This is a genomic window from Prescottella sp. GW823-FHT02E09 (assembly GCF_058797375.1).
Genome location: NZ_JBXAJP010000001.1, coordinates 440,889 through 458,505, shown reverse-complemented (window position 1 = coordinate 458,505; position 17,617 = coordinate 440,889). Strand labels below are relative to the sequence as shown.

Here is a 17,617-nt window from a genome sequence, read left to right as displayed (position 1 = left end):
GCCGACCTCCGGTCAGATGTCGAGGACCGACTCCTCGACGTGACAGAAGCTGTGGCACAGCGCGGTCACGATCCGCTGACCGCGCTCGGGATCGAACCAGCGGTCGACGTGTGCCCAGTGGTACGGGTGGGTCATGTAGGGCCCGGTGAGTCCGTCGAGGCTCGCATACTCCTGCTCCCACACGTGCGTCCACCGCGCGGTGCCGGTCGCGTCGTGCACCCGACTCAGCTGCGACGCCCCGATCGAGCCGATGTGGTCGGCCATCGCGGCGGTCTCGGTCTCGAACTGCCGCACCAATTCCGGGTCGGTGGCCGGATCCACGGAGACCAGCAGCGTCCGGAACACCGTCGGTGGCGGGCCGCCCGGGGCGACCCGGGACGTCCCGGTGTGCGTGACCGAATCCACGTGTTCGACCGCCGCGGTCCACAGCCTTCCATCGACGTCCTTCTGTGCTGCACGCCAGTCGGATTCGCTGTCGAAACGAAGTCGCACGATCACGTCCCCGGCCGCGATCCCTCCCGGCAGGGTGGCGCAGATCAGCACGTGACGTGCGTGAGGCGCGGCGCCGGACGCCAGGCCCGTCATCATCGACTGCCGGGCGGCCTCGTCGACGCCGTCGGCGAACCGGACCAGCTTCGTGACCTCAAACACCGGCCACCGCCTCCAGATCGTCGACAGCGCACGACGTGCTGCGACTCCGGCTGATCAGCCAGTCGTCGGCGTCGGCCCACCACTGCGCGACGCTCGGATCCCGTCCCGCGGCCCACCGCTGCTGCCACCACGCGTCGACTCCCGGCACGGTCCACGTCACGGTGACCGTGTTCGACTGGTCGGCGAGCCAGACCGGTGGGCTGATGAGGACCCGGTCGAGGGTGAGGCCGCGCGCTTTCGCCCCGGGGGCGTACCGCTCGAGATATGACGCGAGTAATTCGCGCGCCCGGCCGGGCGCGACCACCATTTCGTCGACGATGTAGACGATGGCTTCCGCCGCACGCGTCATCGGACTCCTCTCACCACACGAACTCGGGACCGACGCTAGAGGTGGCATCCCGGACACGGACAGATCGGATTCCGTGCAGCGGGAGGTCCGGCATCCGCGAGGAGCGCGCGGCGCGGTAGCGTTTTCCCGACAGCTAAGGAAGGTGCACCGATGACACGGGTCTTTCTCGTCGACGATCACGAGATCGTGCGGCGCGGACTGGTGGATCTGCTGGGCAGCGCGCCCGACCTCACCGTGGTCGGCGAGGCCGCCTCGGTGGGCGAGGCGCTGGCCCGGATTCCGTCCAGCGGCGCCGACGTCGCAGTGCTCGACGTCCGGTTGCCGGACGGCAACGGTGTGGAACTGTGCCGCGACCTGCGGGCCGTGCTGCCGGACCTGCGCTGCCTGATGCTCACGTCGTACTCCGACGACGAGGCCCTGTTCGACGCCGTCATGGCCGGCGCGTCGGGTTTCGTGCTCAAGCAGATCCTCGGCACCGACCTGATCTCGGCCGTGCGGACGGTCGGCGCGGGCGGTTCCCTCCTCGACAGCCGCGCCACGACCGCCCTGATGCAGCGGATTCGCTCCGAGCGCACCACCGACCCGCTCGCCGAGCTGTCCGAACAGGAACGCGCGGTCTTCGATCTCATCGGGCAGGGCCTGACCAACCGGGAAATCGCCGAGCGACTTTTCCTCGCGGAGAAAACGATCAAGAACTACGTCTCGCGCCTGCTCGCCAAGCTCGGCATGCAGCGGCGCACCCAGGCCGCGGTTCTCGCGACGGAGCTGCGCAACAACCGGCGGAGCTAGTCGCGGCGGCGAGCCACCCCGCACCACGATCGACGAGGTACTCGAGGAGACGATCCGCAGCCTGCGAGGCTGGTGACACCGAAGGCGGCGTCTACTTCACGGGGCCCGCAGCTGAGCGGTCCAAGGAAACATGACCGTGCTCGGCGACCTGATGGTCGAACATGCCGCTCGCCACAACGATCCGGACTACGCATGCGCCCAGGCCGACGTTCCCGGAACGGGATACGCCTTCACGATCACCGACCACCGCGCCCCGGCAGACGACGGCGTCGAGTACCGGGCTGACGGACTTCCGACAGCGTTGATCCATCGACGCCGCCCGTCGCTCAGGTCTTTCGACCGCGGATCGGTTGACCAGCACGAACTTCGGAAGGGACCTGCTGTTGTGTGACCAAGATCGCGGCCGTGACAACCACGGCCGTCGCATCGGCTGTCGAACTGTTCGACGTCAAGCTGCCAGCCCCCAGGTTCTGGCGGTGGTGGATATGAATCTGGGCAGAGTCGGCAGCTCGGAAGTCCCACCTTGGGTAGCTGATCCGACCTGCGAGATTCACCCCCGGATTCACCCGTTCGGTCGGACATCGGCGTTGTTAGTTCGATCACCCCGCAGCGGTGAAGTTTTGGCCTTCGGTCCGAGTAGCGTTGCAGCGCAACAGATCTAGTTCAGTCCGAGGGCGGGCTGGGCGTATTCGTCGTTCGCGCCGGAGTTGCTACGGTCGGGTCGATGTCCGGCACAGCGGCCGCGAGGGGTGGCCGCGTCGGGGTGTGCACGCGGACGAACACGGAGGGGAACCCATTTTCATGAGCATCAAGCGCGCTGCGTCCATCGCTGCCGTCGGCGTGGCGACGGCCGCCATCATCGCTGCGGGAGCCGGGACCGCGAGCGCTGCTACGCCCATCAGCGGCGACGGATACGTCGGTGTCGTCCTGACCCATGAGGAGACTGTTCTGGCCGCGCAGCTTCGTGCAGGTGACCTGATCAACCTTGTCTACGGCGACAACTGGCAGGTCAGGCTGCCGCACGATTCGATTTGGTACACCGGCGGCTGGACCCCGGTCACCGGGCACCAGTTCATCGAAGAAGCTGCCTCGCACCGGGGAGGGAACGTCGGACTTGTCGTGCAGGATTCCGCGAAGTTCGGTGCGCCGTTCTACGGCGCGTCGGGTTGGTACAGGTGATCGCTGCCCGGTCGTGACACGGACCGAGGGCAGGTGCGTCTGAAACACTGGCCGCGGACTACCGGCCTGTCAGGCCGAGATCCGCTGGTGAACGAAGAAGGTCCCTCCCCATACCTCGGGGAGGGACCTTCTCCCATTTTGCGCATCAGCGGCGCCTACGGGCGCCGGGGGCTGTGCGCCGGAGGGATGCGTGGTCAGCGAATGCCGATCAGCAGCCAGGCGATCCACACGCACAACGCGGTGAAGGCGGTGATCAGAAGCGCGCCGAGAACAGCGGTGCCGACCATCAACGCGAAGACACCCGGCACCGTGAGGATCACCACAATGCACAGCCACCATGCAGCTTTCAGTGCTTGCGCGCTGGTCGCGCGGCGGCGTCGTTTCGGTAGCTCGGCCATCTCAGTTGTCCCCGTACAGGTATCGAGGGAATCCGCGACGGGAGGCGCACAGTGCCACCATGCGCGCCCCCCGTCATCCGGCAGCGACGGCATGGGTCCGTCATCGCCAGCGGGTCCGGCCAGGATTCCCCCTCCGATTGGCCGTCCACCGCCGACGTTAGCCCAGCGGTTGGGGACGCGAGGGAGAGACCGTTCGAATTGGACTGCGGTGCAATGATTCAACGGTCATTCAGTGGTCGTGGTGACCCCGACGGCGGATTGGCGACCAGGATCGATGCTGCCGGGATTCAGCGCCGTGAGTCTGCTCTCGATAACCGACACGCAGATCGACTTTTCCATCGCCACCAGCCCAGCGCCGTCGACGTCCCCGGCGATCAGCAACCGGCGTCCGCGCTCGTGCAGGGCGATGGCGGCATCGAGTTCGGCATCGGTCATCGTTGCCACGGCCTGCTTGTCGTCGCGCAGGCCTCGCCAGCTCGGATTCCGAAGGCTCCCGCCGGTGCACTCCCTGAAAGCGACGTCTCCGACGAGGTCGGGGAAGGTCCAGTGCACGCCCCGGGTGTCCCGGGCCGGTGGCGGCACAGCGAACGGACTCGTTGGCCCCTCGAGCGGTTCGCGCTGCGCACGCAGCGACCGTCTGGCTGCCATCGTGAAGCCCGTTCCTGCCTTCCCTATGTAGATTCGGCCGGTCACCGTCGTACGCGCCCAGGAGAAGTGATCCGACGCCATCACGGGCCGCCCCGGTGCCATCGACCCACCCCACGATCACGGCCTCCGTATTTGCCCTCAACAGGCGCTTCACCCAGGTAGGGGAGCGGCGACCCGGCTTTTAGCTGGAATAGAGAGCCCTGTACCCGAGATCGTCATTGCTCGCTCCGTGGCGGACAGATTAGTTGCGACGACACACCACGTGCGCGTGTCAAGAGGCCCTGGAGAGAACGTCTGGCCGCGACAAAACTCCGTGGTCCACGTCAGTACCGTCGTCAACGGCCGGCCCGGGTGTCGTCATCTTCGATGAATTGTTTGAATTGCGCCATGTTGCCGCGGACGAGGTGGTTGAGGTAGCCGAGTTTGTCGGCGAGGTTTTCGACGAATCCTCTGGGGTCGATGTCGATGTGGGCGGTCACCCGGGTATGCGTGGTGTCGATCGGGCGGAATGTGATGACCCCGGCGTTCTCGGGGCCGCCGTCGGAGTGCCAGCTCAGTCGCTCGTACGGGTGTAGTTCGGTGATGTCGGCGTCGAATTCGCGGGTTACGCCGGCGAGGTGGACCACGAAGTGCAGGTGACCGTCGTCGAGTCGTCGAACCTCGCGGACCCCGGACAAGAACTGCGGATACGTCTCGAACTGTGCCCACCGGCCGTAGGCGATGTGGACCGGGACGTTCACGTCGACGGCCTCGGTGATGCTGCTCATGGTAGGCGACTACCCGGATGTTCAGTCTCCGAAACCGGGCAACCCGCCTGGGCGGGTGTCGTCCCGCGAACGTCACATGTCGAATGCCCCGTAGGAAGTCTCGAGGAAACTTGCCGCGAAACTACGCAGGAGCAGAACGTGCCGCTGTACGCGATCGCACGTCACACTCGGCGTTCACGGGGTGTCGCGGCCAATCCCCGCCGCCCATCACCTACCTCCAGCCGTTGAACGCGAACCACATGTATCGCGTCCGATCGATGAGCGCCCCGAGGGGGCCGAGCCGAATCGGGTACGCATCCATCACTGCACCCCGATCGAGATGAGCCACATGACAGCCGCCACGTACAGCGGGCTGAGCGTCCCCCGGAATCCGCTTCCCAGCTGCTGTTCCGATTCGACACCCGGGTCGGCCACGTGCGGCTGATCCTCGGGAGCGGTGCGTGGCCGGCGCGGAACGTACACCGACGTGGCGCGGTGCCGCTCACCGCAGCGGCACCCGCCACGTCAGCTCGGTGCCACCGCTCAGGCCGGGCAGGACGGTGCAGCTGCCGCCGCACTGTTCGGCCCGGCGGGCCAGGTTGTCGAGCCCGCTTCGTCGGGTCGGCTCGGACACACCGACACCGTCGTCGCAGATTCGGATCGTCAGGTGATCGGCGGCGTCGATCGCCACCGTGATCGTCGTCGCGTCCGCGTGCCGGAGCGCGTTGCTCAGGCCCTCGCGCAGCACCGCCTCGGCGTGCTGGTGGATCCGCGGCGGCACCAGGGTGTCGATGGCGCCGGTGAACTGCACGTTCGGGACCAGCGCCGAGCGGTCCGTCAGATCGCCGATCGCGTCGAGCAGCCGTCGACGCAGGCTCGTCGGAGCCTGTTCGCCGGCGGTCTGCAGGTCGAAGATCGTGGTGCGGATCTCGTGGATCATCCGATCGAGCTGGGACACCGACTTGGTAATCGTGCCCGACGCGGACTCCGGCACGGGCGCGTTCTCGTCGAGCAGCAGGCTCTGCAGGCTCATGCCGGTCGCGAACAGCTGCTGGATGACGTTGTCGTGCAGGTCGCGGGCGATGCGGTCGCGGTCGGCCAGCACGTCGAGCTGTCGTCGCCGGTGCTGCTGGTCGGCGAACTCGACGGCGAGGGCGGCGGAGTCGGCCATCGACCCCAGCCGGGCGATCTCGTCGGGCGCCCACCCGAGGCCCTCGCGGGTGACGACGAGCATGCCTGCGACACCGGACGTCGTGGACAGCGGCAGGGCGGCCACCCGGATGTCGGTGCCGGCGGTGAACGGGGCCACACGATCGTGCCGGGTGAACAGTGCGGGCCGTCGGCCGCGGACCACCGGCAGCAGGTCCGAGCCCGACAGGTCGATCCGGCTGCCCGGTCGCGGGCCGTCGTCGCCGGACGCCGCCTCCACGACGGCGTCGTCCTCGTCCTCGACCACCAGCACGTAGGCGCCGGTCGCGCCGCACAGATCGCGGGTGCGGGTCACCAGGAGTTCGAGGGCCTCGTCGATGGATCCGCCGGACAGCAGGCGGGCGTTGGACGACGCGAGTGCGGACAGCCAGCGTTCCCGGGTGCGGGACTCCTCGAACAGGTGGGCGTTGTCGATCGCGACGCCCGCGGACGTGGCGAGGGCGTCGAGGATGGTCTCGTCCTCGTCGGTGAACTCCGGACCGGTTCGCTTCTCGGTGAGATAGATGCTGCCGAACACCCGCCCGCGCACGATGATCGGCATGCCGAGGAAGCTGTCCATCGGCGGATGGTTCGGCGGGAAGCCGACCGACGCCGGGTGCGCGCCCAGGTGCGCGACACGTACCGGTCGCGGATGCTCCATCAGCAGCCCGAGCAGCCCGTGACCCTCCGGCAGGTGCCCCATCCGGGCCCGTTCCTCCGCGGTGATGCCCTCGTACACGAACTCGGACAGTCCACCGTCGGGGTTGCGCACGCCCAACGCGCCGTAGCGCGCGTCCAGCAGGGTGGTCGCGGCCTGCACGATGCGCTGCAGGATCGAATCGAGTTCAAGTCCGGCGCCCACCACCAGGACGGCCTCGAGCAACTCCCGCAGCCGGGCCGGCGTCGCGACGCTGTCGACGAGTCGACTGCGCATGTCGGCGAGCAGTTCCTCCAGGTTGTCGAACTCCTCGAAGCCCCAGTTACCGCCGTTCACCATGCACGCAGCATAGTGGCGGGAAAATTCTCCGACGCGGGTGTAACACGTTGCACTCATGCGTCGATTCAGTCGGTGAAGTTGTCGTCGCCGAGGTCGTGGTGGCTTGCGTGACGACATCTCGACTGTCCGGCGTCGATCCTCGGGGGAGGGGGTCGGCGCCGGACTCCCTTTCCGGCGGTTCGGCCTGACAGGCTGGGGTCAGACCAGGAGGTCGTCCAGCGCGAACGGCGGCGCGCCGACCCCGGTGATCCGGAAGTGCCCCCACGGATCGCGCTCGGCGAGCGTCGCGTCCACGACGGGTCCGTCACCGATCCGGAGGGTCGGTACCCCGGAGTCCGGGCGTTTCAGCTCGGCGATCCGATCGTCCCCCGTGACCTGCCCGTACCAGTGGTAGTGGCCGTCGAGCGGGTCGACGTGCCCGGTGAGGTGCACGTCGACGTCGAGTGCCATTCCGGCGCCCTCGAGAACCGCGGGACCACGGTAGCCCTCCTCGTCGCGCTCCTGTGCCGAGCTGAGGTCGAAGTCGTCGACGTCGGGGTGTCGCAGGCGCAGCCAGTACGACGCGCTCGACCCGGGCCAGACCGCCCGGTTGCGTCCCGTCCGGTCCAGGTACCAGCTGTCACAGCCGCCCGAGTTCCACACCGAGCCCGCGAGCTTCTGCCGGACCTGGCGATTGAAGTCGCGCTGGGTGCCGCCGCGCACCTCGATCCGGGTGGCGCCGCGACCGTCCATCATCCTCAGGCACTCGAGGATGTAGTGGGCCTGCGCTTCGATGACGAACACGATCGACTGGTTTCCGCCACCCGAGTTGGGCCCCATCATGAGGAAGAAGTTGGGGAATCCGCTGACGACCACCCCGAGGTAGGCCTCCATGCCGTCGCGCCACGCCTGTTGGATGCTCAGACCGCCGCGCCCGACGATGTGTTCGTGCGCGAACCGGTCCGCGATCTCGAACCCGGTCCCGAACACGACGACGTCGGCATCGTGCGCGACGCCGTCGACGGTCCGGAGACCGGATTCGGTGAACTCCGCGATCCCCGCCGTCACCAGGTCGACGTTGTTGCGCTGCAGTGCCGGATAGTAGTTGCTGGACACCAGGATCCGTTTGCAACCGATCGTGTGGTCGGGGGTGAGGGTCGCACGCAGACGCGGGTCGTGGACCTGGCGGCGCAGCAGACCCCGGGCCACACGTTCGAGCACGGTCATCAGCCGCGGGTGCATGAACCCGGCGATCAGCGATTCGTGACTCCAGTAGATCGCGCCGCGGTACGTCTTCTGCGTGCCCGGAACCGTGCGGAACAGGCGCTTCTCGGTGGGGGTGATGGGTCGGTCCAGTTTCGGCAGGACCCAGTGCGCGGTGCGCTGGAAGACGTCCACGTGTGCGGCCTGCTTCGCGACCTCGGGGACGAACTGGACCGCGCTCGCTCCGGTGCCGATCACCGCGACGCGCTTGCCGGTCAGGTCCACCGTGTGATCCCACTCGGCGGAGTGGAAGACGTTCCCCGTGAAACGATCCCGGCCGGGAAACGTGGGGATGCTGGGCTTGTGCAGCGGGCCCGGACCGGCCACGACGATCCGTGGCCGGTACACGTCGCCGGCGGCAGTGCGGACAGTCCAGCGGTCGGCGGCCTCGTCGAAGTCGTAGGAGACGACCTCGGAGTCGAAGCGGATGTGCGGCGTCAGGCCGTAGTCGTCGACGATCCGGCGGATGTAGTCGAGGATCTCGGGTTGGCGGGCGTACATCCGCGTCCACTGCCGGTTCGGGGCGAATGAGAACGAGTACATCAACGACATCACGTCGCACCCGCACCCGGGATACGTGTTCTCCCGCCACGTGCCGCCCACGTCCGAGGCCTTCTCCAGGATGACGAAGTCGTCGACTCCCGCCTCCTGCAAGCGGATCGCCATGCACAGTCCTGAGAACCCGGTGCCGACGATCAGCACCCGGAGCGCGGGCACCGCCGTCACAGGAACCCCGCTCGACGCCACATCGCGCGCGAGGGCCGGCGCATCATCCCGGTCTCCTCGAGGAACGCGGCCAGGTCGGCGAACCCGCGCCGCTGGTTCGCCCGGAAGTGCGGATTCGCCAGGGCCTGCCGCCGCGCCGCCCGCGGATCCAGGCCGGCCCGCTTGTACATCGCCGGATTCGTGAACAGGCGCTCGAGCAGCAGTCCGCCGAGTCCCTGGGCGGTACCGACCCAGACCTTCTCGATCCGATGGGTCTCGGCGATCCGCCGGCGCACCCCGGCCCGCGCGAACTGGATGTGCCGCGCCTCCTCGGTGACGTGGATCCGCATGAGCCGGGCGATCAGGGGTTGCAGCCGGGGATCGTCGACGACGCGGCGTTGGGTGGCGTCGAAGATCTCCTCGCCGATCAGCGCGGCCACCCACAGCATGGTCCCGCGGAAAGTCTTGGGTAGCACATCGACCGCCGCCGCCTGATACCAGCGGAGCCGATAGGGTTTGGCGCCCATCCGCTCGATCGCCCGGCCGAACATCGCCATGTGGCGGCACTCGTCGCCCATCTCGGTGAGCGTGTAGCGGGTGTGCAGGGACCCGGGATCGTTGTGCAGCAGGTGCCGTAGCAGCGCCTGGTTGAGGATGTTCTCGAACCAGATGCCCACGCTGAGGATGTTCGCGGACTCCTGCCGGGAGAGCTCTATCCGCTCGGCTTCACTCATCGACTCCCACATCGGGGTGCCGTACAGCGACAGCACGTCCGGTGGGAGGAAGTACTTGCCGTCCTCGAGCGGTGCGTCCCAGTCGATGTCCACCACCGGGGCGTACGAGCGTTTGACCGATCCCTCGAGCAGCCGGTCCACAACCGACTCCCGGTCGGGTGGACTCGTCGTCTGAGCCATGACCGTCCTCCTGGGCGTACCCCGAGGGACTCGCCGCCGGGGCGCAGCGTTCGCCGATCTCACCTAGAAACGTAAGCGCATCCGCGACGGGCGTCAATGGTGTCTGTGATGCTGCGGAACAGTAATCGCGTCGTGACTGCCGCGGAGCAATCGCCGAGCCGCACTACTACACTCTCTGCGGTGAATGCCCGTGCACAAGATCTGAGCCCCACCGCGTTTCGCGAACGCATCCTCGATGCGGCGGAAGCGTGCCTGATCGACGTCGGCTACAGCCCGCGACTGCACGCCCAGATCGCCGAGCGGGCGGGCCTGTCGCGCCCGACGGTCTACAAGTACGTGGGGGATCAGGCCGCGATCTTCGAGGAGTTGTTCAAGCGCGAGGTCACCCGGTTCTTCGCGGTGCTCGATCCGGTGCTGCGCGGGCGCGATCAACTGCACGCCGGATTCGTCGACTGCATCGCCTTCGCGGTGTGTTACGCGCGGCGGCACGCACTGCTGCAGAAGGCACTTCGTGACGATCCGTCCCTCGTCCTGCCGTGGTTCACGGTGCGCGCGAGCCCGCTGATCGAGCGAGGCGCCGATTTCCTGGTCCCGCACTTCGAGCGCATGTTCACCCCGCAGCAGCTCGCGGAGGTGAGCCCCCGCACGATCTGCGAGTGGGCCTTCCGTCTGGTGGCCTCGCTCATCGTCACCGAGGGCGCCGTCGACACCACCGACGAGGTCGCGGTGCGCGGGTTCGTCGCCGGTCTCCTCGCGATCGGGGTCCTGCCCGCAGCCGACGGGCAGACGGTCTGACTACTTCGCGACCGTCAGCAGGAACGCGACGTCCTCGAGCGCCTCGACGCTGTGCCGCGCCGCGGGAATGATCAGCAGGTCGCCGGCCGATCCCTTCCACGAGTCCTCGCCGCAGATGAGCGCCAACTTGCCGCTGAGCACCAGCAGCGTGGCCTCCCCGGGGCTGTCGTGCTCGGCCAGGCTCTTGCCGGCGCCGAGCGCGATCACGGTCTGACGCAGGCTGCGTTGATGGCCGCCGTACACGGTCTGCGAACTGCGTCCGCTGGACGACGTGCCCGCCAGTTTGAGCTGCTGCCGGGCGAGGGCCGTCAGTGAGGTCTTGTCCATCAAATGTCACTCCCGGTGACTGCAGGGTGGGGTCCCCGCAGTATGACCCACCGCGCCGGAGATGACCGGGTTATCGGCCTAACGGTTCGGCCACCGTCGGGTAGTGGCCGGTCAGCCGCGAACGTACGTGAGGAACCGGTAACGCAGCCCGGACTTCTCCGAGATGTGCCAGTCGCCCTCGTCGCCGACCACCCACTCGTCGCCGATCTCGGGTGCGAAGGCGTCGCCCTCGATGTCCGCGTCGATCTCCGTGACCGCCAGTAGATCCGCGAACGGCATTGCGGCGGTGTAGATCTGCGTGCCGCCCACGACCCAGGCGGTGTCTCCGGCGAGTGCCAGGGCCGCCTCGATGCCGCTCGACGTCTCGGCGCCGTCCGTGGTCCAGCCGCTCTGACGGGTGACGACGATGTTCCGGCGTCCCGGCAGCGGACGGAACTTCGGCGGGAGCGAGTCCCACGTGAGCCGCCCCATCACCACGGGGTGACCCATGGTGGTGTCCTTGAAATGAGCCATGTCCTCGGGGATCCGCCACGGGATGGCGTTGTCCCGGCCGATCACGCCCGCGGTGGTCTGTCCCCAGATCAGACCGATCATCAGATCGCCACCGGCGCCTTGATCGCCGGGTGGTGGCGGTAGTCGACGATCGCGACGTCCTCGAAGGTGTAGTCGAAGATCGAGTCACGCCTGTTCAGCTTCAGCGTCGGGTAGGGGAGCGGCTCGCGGGTCAGCTGCTCGGTGACCTGGTCGACGTGGTTGTCGTAGATGTGGCAGTCGCCGCCGGTCCAGATGAAGTCGCCCACCTCGAGCCCGGCTTGCTGCGCCACCATGTGGGTGAGCAGCGCGTAGCTGGCGATGTTGAACGGCACGCCCAGGAACAGGTCCGCGCTGCGCTGGTACAGCTGGCAGCTGAGCTTGCCGTCGGCGACGTAGAACTGGAAGAACGCGTGGCACGGCTGCAGCGCCATGTCGTCGAGGTCGGCCACGTTCCACGCCGAGACGATGATCCGGCGTGAATCCGGGTTGGTCTTCAGGATCTCGATGACCTTGGTGATCTGGTCGATGTGCTCGCCCGAAGGGGTGGGCCACGAGCGCCACTGCACGCCGTAGACCGGGCCCAGTTCGCCGTCCGCGTCGGCCCACTCGTCCCAGATGCTGACGCCGTGTTCCTGCAGCCACTTGACGTTGGACTCGCCACGCAGGAACCACAGCAGCTCGTAGACGATGGACTTCAGGTGCACCTTCTTGGTGGTGACCAGCGGGAAGCCCTCGGCGAGGTCCCAACGCATCTGGTGCCCGAAGACACTGCGCGTCCCGGTTCCGGTGCGGTCCGCCTTGGCGGTTCCGGTGTCCATGACCAGGCGGAGGAGATCTTCGTAGGGGGAATGCACGGACCCGAGTCTAGGCGGCGGTGCCGCCCGTGCGCCTTTCTGGTGGTGGGTGCTACCGGAAAGGCGCACGGGCGATAGCCTGCGCCCATGCGTGAGCTTCTCGTGATCGGCATCGGTGCCGGCGACCCCGACCAGGTGACGATCCAGGCCGTGAAGGCGATGAACCGGGCCGACGTGTTCTTCGTCATCGGCAAGGGTGACGAGAAGCAGGAGTTGGTGGATCTGCGGACCACCATGCTCACCGAGCACATGGACCGCGACTACCGGATCGTCGACATCGTCGACCCGCCGCGCGACCGGACCCCGTCCGACTACAACGGCGTCGTCGACGACTGGCACGACCGTCGCGCGCAGGTGTTCGAGGAGAAGTTCGCGGCCGAGGAGGGTGTCGGCGCGATCCTGGTGTGGGGCGATCCGTCGCTCTACGACAGCACGCTGCGGATCGTCGAGCGCGTCCTGTCGCGCGGCAACGTCGCGTTCGACTACACGGTGATCCCCGGCGTCACGAGCATCCAGTCGCTCGCCGCACAGCACCGGATCGTGCTCAACCGCATCGGCGAGCCCGTCCATGTCACCACCGGGCGGCGGCTGCGGGACGGCCTGCCCGACGGCGTCGGCACCGCCGTCGTGATGCTCGACGCCGAATGCAGCTTCACCCACGTGCCCGGAGCCGACGCGGAGATCTGGTGGGGCGCGTACCTCGGTCTGCCCGACGAGGTGCTGATCTCCGGCAAGCTCCGCGAGGTGGAGGACGAGATCGTGCGCGTCCGTGCCGAACTGCGCGAGCGCAAGGGCTGGATCATGGACATCTACCTGATCAGGCGCTGACGCGCCCGTGCGCACTTCTGGTGGGCGGAGCTACCAAAAAGGCGCACGGGCGGCGGAGCCGCCTTAGGCTGACCCCATGCCCGAACTGCCCGAGGTGGAGGCCCTGGCCCAGTTCCTGCGGGACCATGCCGTCGGGGCGGTTGTCGGACGCGTCGACGTCGCGGCGCTGAGCGTGCTCAAGACTGCCGAGCCACCGATCAGCGCCCTGCAGGGCCGCAACGTGACCGGGGCGCGGCGGTTCGGTAAGCACCTCGCGATGGACTGCGACGGCCTGTGGCTGATCGCGCACCTGTCCCGCGGCGGGTGGCTGCGCTGGATCGACAACCCCAGCCCGGCGCCGCCGAAGCCGGGTAAGGGGCCGTTGGCGCTGCGGGTGCACTTCTTCACCCCGGACGGGGAGACGCCCGCGTTCGACCTCACCGAGGCCGGCACCAAGAAACGGCTGGCGGTGTGGGTGGTGGCAGACCCGCAGCAGGTGCCGGGCATCGCCAGGCTCGGACCCGATGCGCTCGAGGTGACGCGTCCGCAGTTCGGCGACATCCTCGCCGGGGCCACCTCCCGGATCAAGACCGCGCTGGTGGACCAGTCGCTGCTCGCAGGCATCGGGAACGCGTACTCCGACGAGATCCTGCACGCCGCCCGGCTGTCGCCGTTCGCGACGACGTCGAAGCTGTCGTCGGACGAGGTGGACCGGCTGTACGACGCGATGCGCGCGGAGCTGTCCGACGCCGTCGAACGTTCGGTGGGCCAGGAGGCTGCCCGGCTCAAGGGCGAGAAGCGCGCCGGGATGACCGTGCACGCACGGACCGGGATGCCGTGCCCGGTGTGCGGGGACACGGTGCGGGAGGTGGCGTACGCCGAGCGGTCGTTCCAGTACTGCCCGACATGTCAGACCGGCGGCAAGCTCCTCGCCGACCGGCGGATGTCACGGCTGCTGAAGTAGCGGTTGTCGGCGGCCGAACACCCAGCCGCGCAGTGCGATGAACCGGAGGCCGCCCACGACGGCGCTGACGGCGATCACCAGCGCGATCGACACCAGGTCGCTGACGTCGGGGAAGAAGAAGTGCAGCACGGAGAGCACCAGCGAACTGATGATCAGCCCCAGCAGGGCCAGCGCGCCGCCCTCCCACTGTGCGGCGAACCAGGGCACCCGGTCTGCGGCGCGGAAGGTGCGGCGGCGGTGCAGTTCGTTGGCCAGCATCGTGCTGGTCGCGACGCCGACAGCGTTCGCCAGCAGCGTCCCGTAGGCGTCGAGAACGAGGAACGACAGCGCGTACAGCACATTGCTGGATCCACCCACCAGGGCGAACCGCGTGAGCTGAGCGGCCCAGCCGTCGCCGCCCAGGCGCCTGTCGAGCACGGACATCGAGGTCTCCCACAGCCTGAGATTTGGTTGCAGTTCGCAACCGTAGCTCACGGACGGATCAGTGACGGTGCCGGTATCCGAACCAGGCCTCGCGGCGGCCGCTCAGCGGATCGGACTCCACCCGGGACACCTCATCGATGATCAGCGTGTCACGGCGGTCCAGCGAGTACCGCGGCCACGTCCCGAGCGGTCGCCCATTGCGGGCGAAACCGAGCCAGTGGCACTGCATCGTGTCGGTGACGGCGCGCAGCCCGCGGCGGCCACCGAGCGAGGTGAGGGTGCGGGCCGCAAGGCCCCGCGCACCGAACACCGCGAACAGTTCCGTCGCGTGCGTCGCGCCGAGGCCGCTCACGCGCAGGAGACGGGGCGCGAAGTCGTACCGGTACATGTAGGTGTCGCTGTGCCGGGTGTGCGCGTGCGCGCAACGCACCGACGGCTCCCAGAAGACGACGTCGCCGCCGAGGTCTGCGGCGGCCCGCCGGCCCGGGTATCCGGGATACGCGTCGATCACACGAGTCTTGATCGCGGGATCGGTGTCGACGAACATCTTCTCGATCCGATCTCGGTTCGTGGGCAGGATGTCGAGGAATCGTGGGAAGATCCGCCCCTCCTGCGCGTTGGTGCCGATCAGCAGCGGCACCCGGTGTTGGGTTCCCGCCTCGAACGCATTCAGTGGGTGCTCCGGCAGTAGATCGCCATCGGCGACCGCCGCGAACGGGCGGGTGCCGGGCACCTCGTCGGCGCCCCGGGCGCTGAGTGTGGTGGCCGCCTGTACGAGAAGTGCGGGTGCGGCGGTGCTCAGGTACTCGGACACCGCGGATCCGGAAACGCCCGCGATGTCGAGGAACTCGCGGGCCCACCGCGCAGCCAGTTCCCGGCCGTTCGAGGTGGCCGGGGGAGGACTCTGGGCGATGGCACGCGCGAACAGGCCCTTCGCGGCCGGTGTGCACATCAGGGTCACGACGGCGTCGGCGCCGGCCGACTCACCGAACAACGTCACGTTGGCGGGGTCGCCGCCGAATGCGGTGATGCTGCGTTGCACCCACCGGAGTGCGGCAATCTGGTCGCGAAGACCGAGGTTCGTGTCGAACGGCCGCTCGGGAGTGGAGAACTCGGAGAAGTCGAGATAGCCGAGGGCTCCGAGCCGGTAGTTCAGTGACACGAAGACGATGTCGCCGCGGCGGACCAGCTCGGCGCCGCTGTAGAGCGGGTCCGACGACGTCCCTGCCGTGTGGGCCCCGCCGTGGATGTAGACCATGACGGGCCGCGGGGTGGTGCTCGGTTCGGCCGGCCGAAGGACGTTGAGGGTGAGGCAGTCCTCGCTGCCGCGGCGGCGCTGCTGCGGGGCCGGCGGGCCGAACTCGGTGGCGTCGCGCACTCCGGTCCACGGCCGCACCGGTTCCGGAGCGCGCAGCCGGAGCGCTCCCACCGGGGGCTCGGCGTACGGAATTCCCCTCCACGACAACAGATCCGGATGCCGACGTCCGCGAACCACGCCTTCCTCGAGGGTGACCTCGAGGTCGACGTCCGTCATGCCCGATGCTCGGATTCGGCGCGGTCTCGGTCCAGCCCCTCGCCGCGGTATCCGCGATAGCCCGTCCACGCGAGCCGGCGATCCCGGCCCGGATCGCGTTCGACGCGGGTGGGGACGTCGAAGATCAGGGTGCGGCGGGCGTCGGCGTCGTACCGCGGCCACCACGGGGCCGGGACCCCGTTGTGGGCGAACGAGATCCAGTGCTCCTGGACCCGATCGGTGACGGCGCGCAGTCCGCGTCGGCCACCGGGCGCGGTGAGTGCTCGTCCCGCCGCGGAATCGCCGTACCCGAACACCGCGAACATCTCGAACGCGTGGGCGGCGCCGAGCCCGAGCCAGTGCATGAGGCGCGGTGCGAAGTCGAAACGGTAGCTGTAGGTGGGGGCATGGACGGAGTGCGCCTCGGCGATCTGGACCGACGGAATCCAGAACGTCAGATCGCCGCCCAGATCGATCGCCGCGACCGGGTCCGGGTACCCGGCGTACGCGTCGACGACACGCGCCCGGGCGTCCGGATCGGTGAGGGCGAACATCGCGTCGATGCGGGCGGCATCGGTGGGCAGGCCGTCGAGGACCTTCGGGAAGAGCGTGCCCTCGCGGGCATTGGTGCCGATGATCAGCGGAACAGGATGCGCGGTCCCGTCGGTGAACGCCTGCACCGGCGCGACGGGCAGGACATCGCCGTCGACGGTTGGTCCGAACGGGTGCAGTCCGGGTGTCTCGGCGAGAACCCGTGCACCCAGACGGTGGCCGGCCTTGCCGAGCTCGGCCGGGGTGGCGGCGTCCAGAGCATGAGCGGCCGCCGCGGCGTCGTCCGCGTTCGATCCGAGCAGCGTCACGAAGTCCCGCGCCCACTGCCGTGCTCGGACCGCGTCGTTCACCAGCACCGGTGCCGAGCTTTCGGAGATCGCCCGGGCGAACAGCCCCCGGGCGGCCGGCGTCGCCATCAGCGTGGTCACCGAGGTCGCGCCTGCGGACTCGCCGAACAGCGTGACGTTGGCGGGATCGCCGCCGAATGCGGCGATGTTCCGCTGCACCCATTCCAGTGCCGCCACCTGATCGCGCAGCCCCAGATTGGAGTCGAACGGTCGCTCGGGTGTGGAGAACTCGCTGAAGTCGAGGTATCCGAGCGAACCGAGGCGGTAGTTGATCGACACGAACACCACATCGCCCCGGCGGACGAGACGGTCGCCGCCGTAGAGGCCCATCGCGGTGGTGCCCATCGTGAACGCGCCGCCGTGGATGAACACCATGACCGGCCGAGGTGTCGAACTCGGTGCCGCCGGGGCGAGGACGTTGAGCGTGAGGCAGTCCTCGGACATCGGCTGGTACTTGCCCGGCCGCAGTGCCGTGCCCATCCGGTGCTGCGGTGCGGCATCGCCGAACGCGGTGGCGTCGCGGACTCCGCTCCACGGCTGCGTGGGCTGCGGCGCGCGCAGACGCAGGGGGCCGACGGGTGGGGCCGCGAAGGGAATTCCACGCCAAGCAAGCAGGTCGCCTATGCGACGGCCGCGCACGACGCCGGCGGTGGTGCCGACTTCCAGACTCGGGGTCATGGCGCGACTATACGTCT

General features: G+C 68.5%; 20 protein-coding genes. 6 read left to right on the top strand and 14 right to left on the bottom strand.

Going from position 1 to position 17,617, the window contains the following annotated elements:
- Positions 1-12: 12 nt before the first annotated feature.
- The gene (locus AC1RIF_RS02235; protein WP_492599739.1) at positions 13-651 is read right to left on the bottom strand and encodes a Dabb family protein; all 639 of its coding nucleotides are present in this window, start codon (positions 649-651) and stop codon (positions 13-15) included.
- Complete coding sequence (locus AC1RIF_RS02230; protein ID WP_492599738.1) at positions 644-1,000, bottom strand: hypothetical protein; 357 nt, start codon at positions 998-1,000, stop codon at positions 644-646. The genes AC1RIF_RS02235 and AC1RIF_RS02230 overlap by 8 nt, the downstream gene beginning before the upstream one ends.
- A 150-nt stretch (positions 1,001-1,150) precedes the next feature.
- Between AC1RIF_RS02230 and AC1RIF_RS02225 the strand changes: the two genes are divergently transcribed.
- The 3 genes from AC1RIF_RS02225 (at position 1,151) to AC1RIF_RS02215 (ending at position 2,968) form a co-directional block, all read left to right on the top strand.
- The gene (locus AC1RIF_RS02225) at positions 1,151-1,789 is read left to right on the top strand and encodes a response regulator (protein ID WP_492599737.1); all 639 of its coding nucleotides are present in this window, start codon (positions 1,151-1,153) and stop codon (positions 1,787-1,789) included.
- 130 nt (positions 1,790-1,919) lie between these two features.
- Positions 1,920-2,180, top strand: a complete 261-nt coding sequence (locus AC1RIF_RS02220) for a hypothetical protein (RefSeq protein WP_492599736.1) — start codon at positions 1,920-1,922, stop codon at positions 2,178-2,180.
- A 410-nt stretch (positions 2,181-2,590) separates the two neighbouring features.
- The gene (locus tag AC1RIF_RS02215) at positions 2,591-2,968 is read left to right on the top strand and encodes a hypothetical protein (protein ID WP_492599735.1); all 378 of its coding nucleotides are present in this window, start codon (positions 2,591-2,593) and stop codon (positions 2,966-2,968) included.
- A 194-nt stretch (positions 2,969-3,162) separates the two neighbouring features.
- Here AC1RIF_RS02215 and AC1RIF_RS02210 read toward each other — a convergent pair whose 3' ends face one another.
- The 6 genes from AC1RIF_RS02210 to AC1RIF_RS02185 form a co-directional block, all read right to left on the bottom strand.
- A complete protein-coding gene (locus AC1RIF_RS02210) occupies positions 3,163-3,366 on the bottom strand; it encodes a hypothetical protein (RefSeq protein ID WP_492599734.1) in 204 nt (67 codons plus the stop codon).
- A 225-nt stretch (positions 3,367-3,591) separates the two neighbouring features.
- The gene (locus AC1RIF_RS02205) at positions 3,592-4,014 is read right to left on the bottom strand and encodes an ATP dependent DNA ligase (RefSeq protein WP_492600116.1); all 423 of its coding nucleotides are present in this window, start codon (positions 4,012-4,014) and stop codon (positions 3,592-3,594) included.
- A gap of 335 nt (positions 4,015-4,349) precedes the next feature.
- Positions 4,350-4,781, bottom strand: a complete 432-nt coding sequence (locus AC1RIF_RS02200; RefSeq protein ID WP_492599733.1) for an SRPBCC family protein — start codon at positions 4,779-4,781, stop codon at positions 4,350-4,352.
- Between the two features lie 481 nt (positions 4,782-5,262).
- Entirely contained in the window at positions 5,263-6,945 is a 1,683-nt protein-coding gene (locus AC1RIF_RS02195) for a GAF domain-containing sensor histidine kinase (protein ID WP_492599732.1), read from the bottom strand.
- A gap of 198 nt (positions 6,946-7,143) precedes the next feature.
- Positions 7,144-8,913: a DUF4873 domain-containing protein gene (locus AC1RIF_RS02190; protein ID WP_492599731.1), complete on the bottom strand. Its 1,770-nt coding sequence runs from the start codon at positions 8,911-8,913 to the stop codon at positions 7,144-7,146.
- The gene (locus tag AC1RIF_RS02185) at positions 8,910-9,806 is read right to left on the bottom strand and encodes an AurF N-oxygenase family protein (protein WP_492599730.1); all 897 of its coding nucleotides are present in this window, start codon (positions 9,804-9,806) and stop codon (positions 8,910-8,912) included. Before AC1RIF_RS02185 ends, AC1RIF_RS02190 begins: the two co-directional genes overlap by 4 nt.
- Positions 9,807-9,986: 180 nt before the next feature.
- On the opposite strand from AC1RIF_RS02185, the gene AC1RIF_RS02180 reads away from it, so the two are divergent.
- Complete coding sequence (locus AC1RIF_RS02180) at positions 9,987-10,601, top strand: TetR/AcrR family transcriptional regulator (protein WP_492599729.1); 615 nt, start codon at positions 9,987-9,989, stop codon at positions 10,599-10,601.
- Here the strand turns inward: AC1RIF_RS02180 and AC1RIF_RS02175 are convergent, their stop codons facing one another.
- The 3 genes from AC1RIF_RS02175 to AC1RIF_RS02165 form a co-directional block, all read right to left on the bottom strand.
- Positions 10,602-10,928 (bottom strand): cupin domain-containing protein, encoded by a 327-nt coding sequence (locus tag AC1RIF_RS02175; RefSeq protein ID WP_492599728.1) that lies wholly within the window; start codon positions 10,926-10,928, stop codon positions 10,602-10,604. It abuts the gene before it with no gap.
- 111 nt (positions 10,929-11,039) lie between these two features.
- A complete protein-coding gene (locus AC1RIF_RS02170) occupies positions 11,040-11,522 on the bottom strand; it encodes a dihydrofolate reductase (RefSeq protein ID WP_492599727.1) in 483 nt (160 codons plus the stop codon).
- The gene (locus AC1RIF_RS02165) at positions 11,522-12,280 is read right to left on the bottom strand and encodes a thymidylate synthase (RefSeq protein ID WP_492600115.1); all 759 of its coding nucleotides are present in this window, start codon (positions 12,278-12,280) and stop codon (positions 11,522-11,524) included. The genes AC1RIF_RS02170 and AC1RIF_RS02165 overlap by 1 nt, the downstream gene beginning before the upstream one ends.
- Before the next feature lie 123 nt (positions 12,281-12,403).
- Here AC1RIF_RS02165 and cobF point away from each other — a divergent pair, with 123 nt between their 5' ends.
- Both cobF and AC1RIF_RS02155 read left to right on the top strand, forming a co-directional pair.
- Positions 12,404-13,144: a precorrin-6A synthase (deacetylating) gene (cobF, locus tag AC1RIF_RS02160; protein WP_492599726.1), complete on the top strand. Its 741-nt coding sequence runs from the start codon at positions 12,404-12,406 to the stop codon at positions 13,142-13,144.
- Positions 13,145-13,220: 76 nt separating this feature from the next.
- Positions 13,221-14,087: an Fpg/Nei family DNA glycosylase gene (locus AC1RIF_RS02155; RefSeq protein ID WP_492599725.1), complete on the top strand. Its 867-nt coding sequence runs from the start codon at positions 13,221-13,223 to the stop codon at positions 14,085-14,087.
- Here the strand turns inward: AC1RIF_RS02155 and AC1RIF_RS02150 are convergent.
- The 3 genes from AC1RIF_RS02150 to AC1RIF_RS02140 are packed head-to-tail and all read right to left on the bottom strand — an operon-like array spanning position 14,070 to position 17,600.
- Positions 14,070-14,510 (bottom strand): GtrA family protein, encoded by a 441-nt coding sequence (locus AC1RIF_RS02150; RefSeq protein ID WP_492599724.1) that lies wholly within the window; start codon positions 14,508-14,510, stop codon positions 14,070-14,072. The two genes, AC1RIF_RS02155 and AC1RIF_RS02150, sit on opposite strands and share 18 nt — an antisense overlap.
- 58 nt (positions 14,511-14,568) lie before the next feature.
- Positions 14,569-16,044 carry a carboxylesterase/lipase family protein gene (locus AC1RIF_RS02145; protein WP_492599723.1) on the bottom strand — a complete coding sequence of 492 codons (1,476 nt, stop codon included), beginning with the start codon at positions 16,042-16,044 and terminating at the stop codon, positions 14,569-14,571.
- Complete coding sequence (locus AC1RIF_RS02140; protein ID WP_492599722.1) at positions 16,041-17,600, bottom strand: carboxylesterase/lipase family protein; 1,560 nt, start codon at positions 17,598-17,600, stop codon at positions 16,041-16,043. The genes AC1RIF_RS02145 and AC1RIF_RS02140 overlap by 4 nt, the downstream gene beginning before the upstream one ends.
- Positions 17,601-17,617 lie beyond the last annotated feature (17 nt).

Excerpts from the sequence above, each read along its gene's own strand:
- AC1RIF_RS02230 (WP_492599738.1), bottom strand. The coding sequence starts at position 1,000 with ATGACGCGTGCGGCGGAAGCCATCGTCTACATCGTCGACGAAATGGTG.
- AC1RIF_RS02225 (WP_492599737.1), top strand. The coding sequence starts at position 1,151 with ATGACACGGGTCTTTCTCGTCGACGATCACGAGATCGTGCGGCGCGGA.
- AC1RIF_RS02220 (WP_492599736.1), top strand. The coding sequence starts at position 1,920 with ATGACCGTGCTCGGCGACCTGATGGTCGAACATGCCGCTCGCCACAAC.
- AC1RIF_RS02215 (WP_492599735.1), top strand. The coding sequence starts at position 2,591 with ATGAGCATCAAGCGCGCTGCGTCCATCGCTGCCGTCGGCGTGGCGACG.
- AC1RIF_RS02210 (WP_492599734.1), bottom strand. The coding sequence starts at position 3,366 with ATGGCCGAGCTACCGAAACGACGCCGCCGCGCGACCAGCGCGCAAGCA.
- AC1RIF_RS02205 (WP_492600116.1), bottom strand. The coding sequence starts at position 4,014 with ATGGCAGCCAGACGGTCGCTGCGTGCGCAGCGCGAACCGCTCGAGGGG.
- AC1RIF_RS02200 (WP_492599733.1), bottom strand. The coding sequence starts at position 4,781 with ATGAGCAGCATCACCGAGGCCGTCGACGTGAACGTCCCGGTCCACATC.
- AC1RIF_RS02195 (WP_492599732.1), bottom strand. The coding sequence starts at position 6,945 with ATGGTGAACGGCGGTAACTGGGGCTTCGAGGAGTTCGACAACCTGGAG.
- AC1RIF_RS02185 (WP_492599730.1), bottom strand. The coding sequence starts at position 9,806 with ATGGCTCAGACGACGAGTCCACCCGACCGGGAGTCGGTTGTGGACCGG.
- AC1RIF_RS02175 (WP_492599728.1), bottom strand. The coding sequence starts at position 10,928 with ATGGACAAGACCTCACTGACGGCCCTCGCCCGGCAGCAGCTCAAACTG.
- AC1RIF_RS02170 (WP_492599727.1), bottom strand. The coding sequence starts at position 11,522 with ATGATCGGTCTGATCTGGGGACAGACCACCGCGGGCGTGATCGGCCGG.
- AC1RIF_RS02165 (WP_492600115.1), bottom strand. The coding sequence starts at position 12,280 with ATGGACACCGGAACCGCCAAGGCGGACCGCACCGGAACCGGGACGCGC.
- cobF (WP_492599726.1), top strand. The coding sequence starts at position 12,404 with ATGCGTGAGCTTCTCGTGATCGGCATCGGTGCCGGCGACCCCGACCAG.
- AC1RIF_RS02155 (WP_492599725.1), top strand. The coding sequence starts at position 13,221 with ATGCCCGAACTGCCCGAGGTGGAGGCCCTGGCCCAGTTCCTGCGGGAC.
- AC1RIF_RS02150 (WP_492599724.1), bottom strand. The coding sequence starts at position 14,510 with ATGTCCGTGCTCGACAGGCGCCTGGGCGGCGACGGCTGGGCCGCTCAG.
- AC1RIF_RS02145 (WP_492599723.1), bottom strand. The coding sequence starts at position 16,044 with ATGACGGACGTCGACCTCGAGGTCACCCTCGAGGAAGGCGTGGTTCGC.
- AC1RIF_RS02140 (WP_492599722.1), bottom strand. The coding sequence starts at position 17,600 with ATGACCCCGAGTCTGGAAGTCGGCACCACCGCCGGCGTCGTGCGCGGC.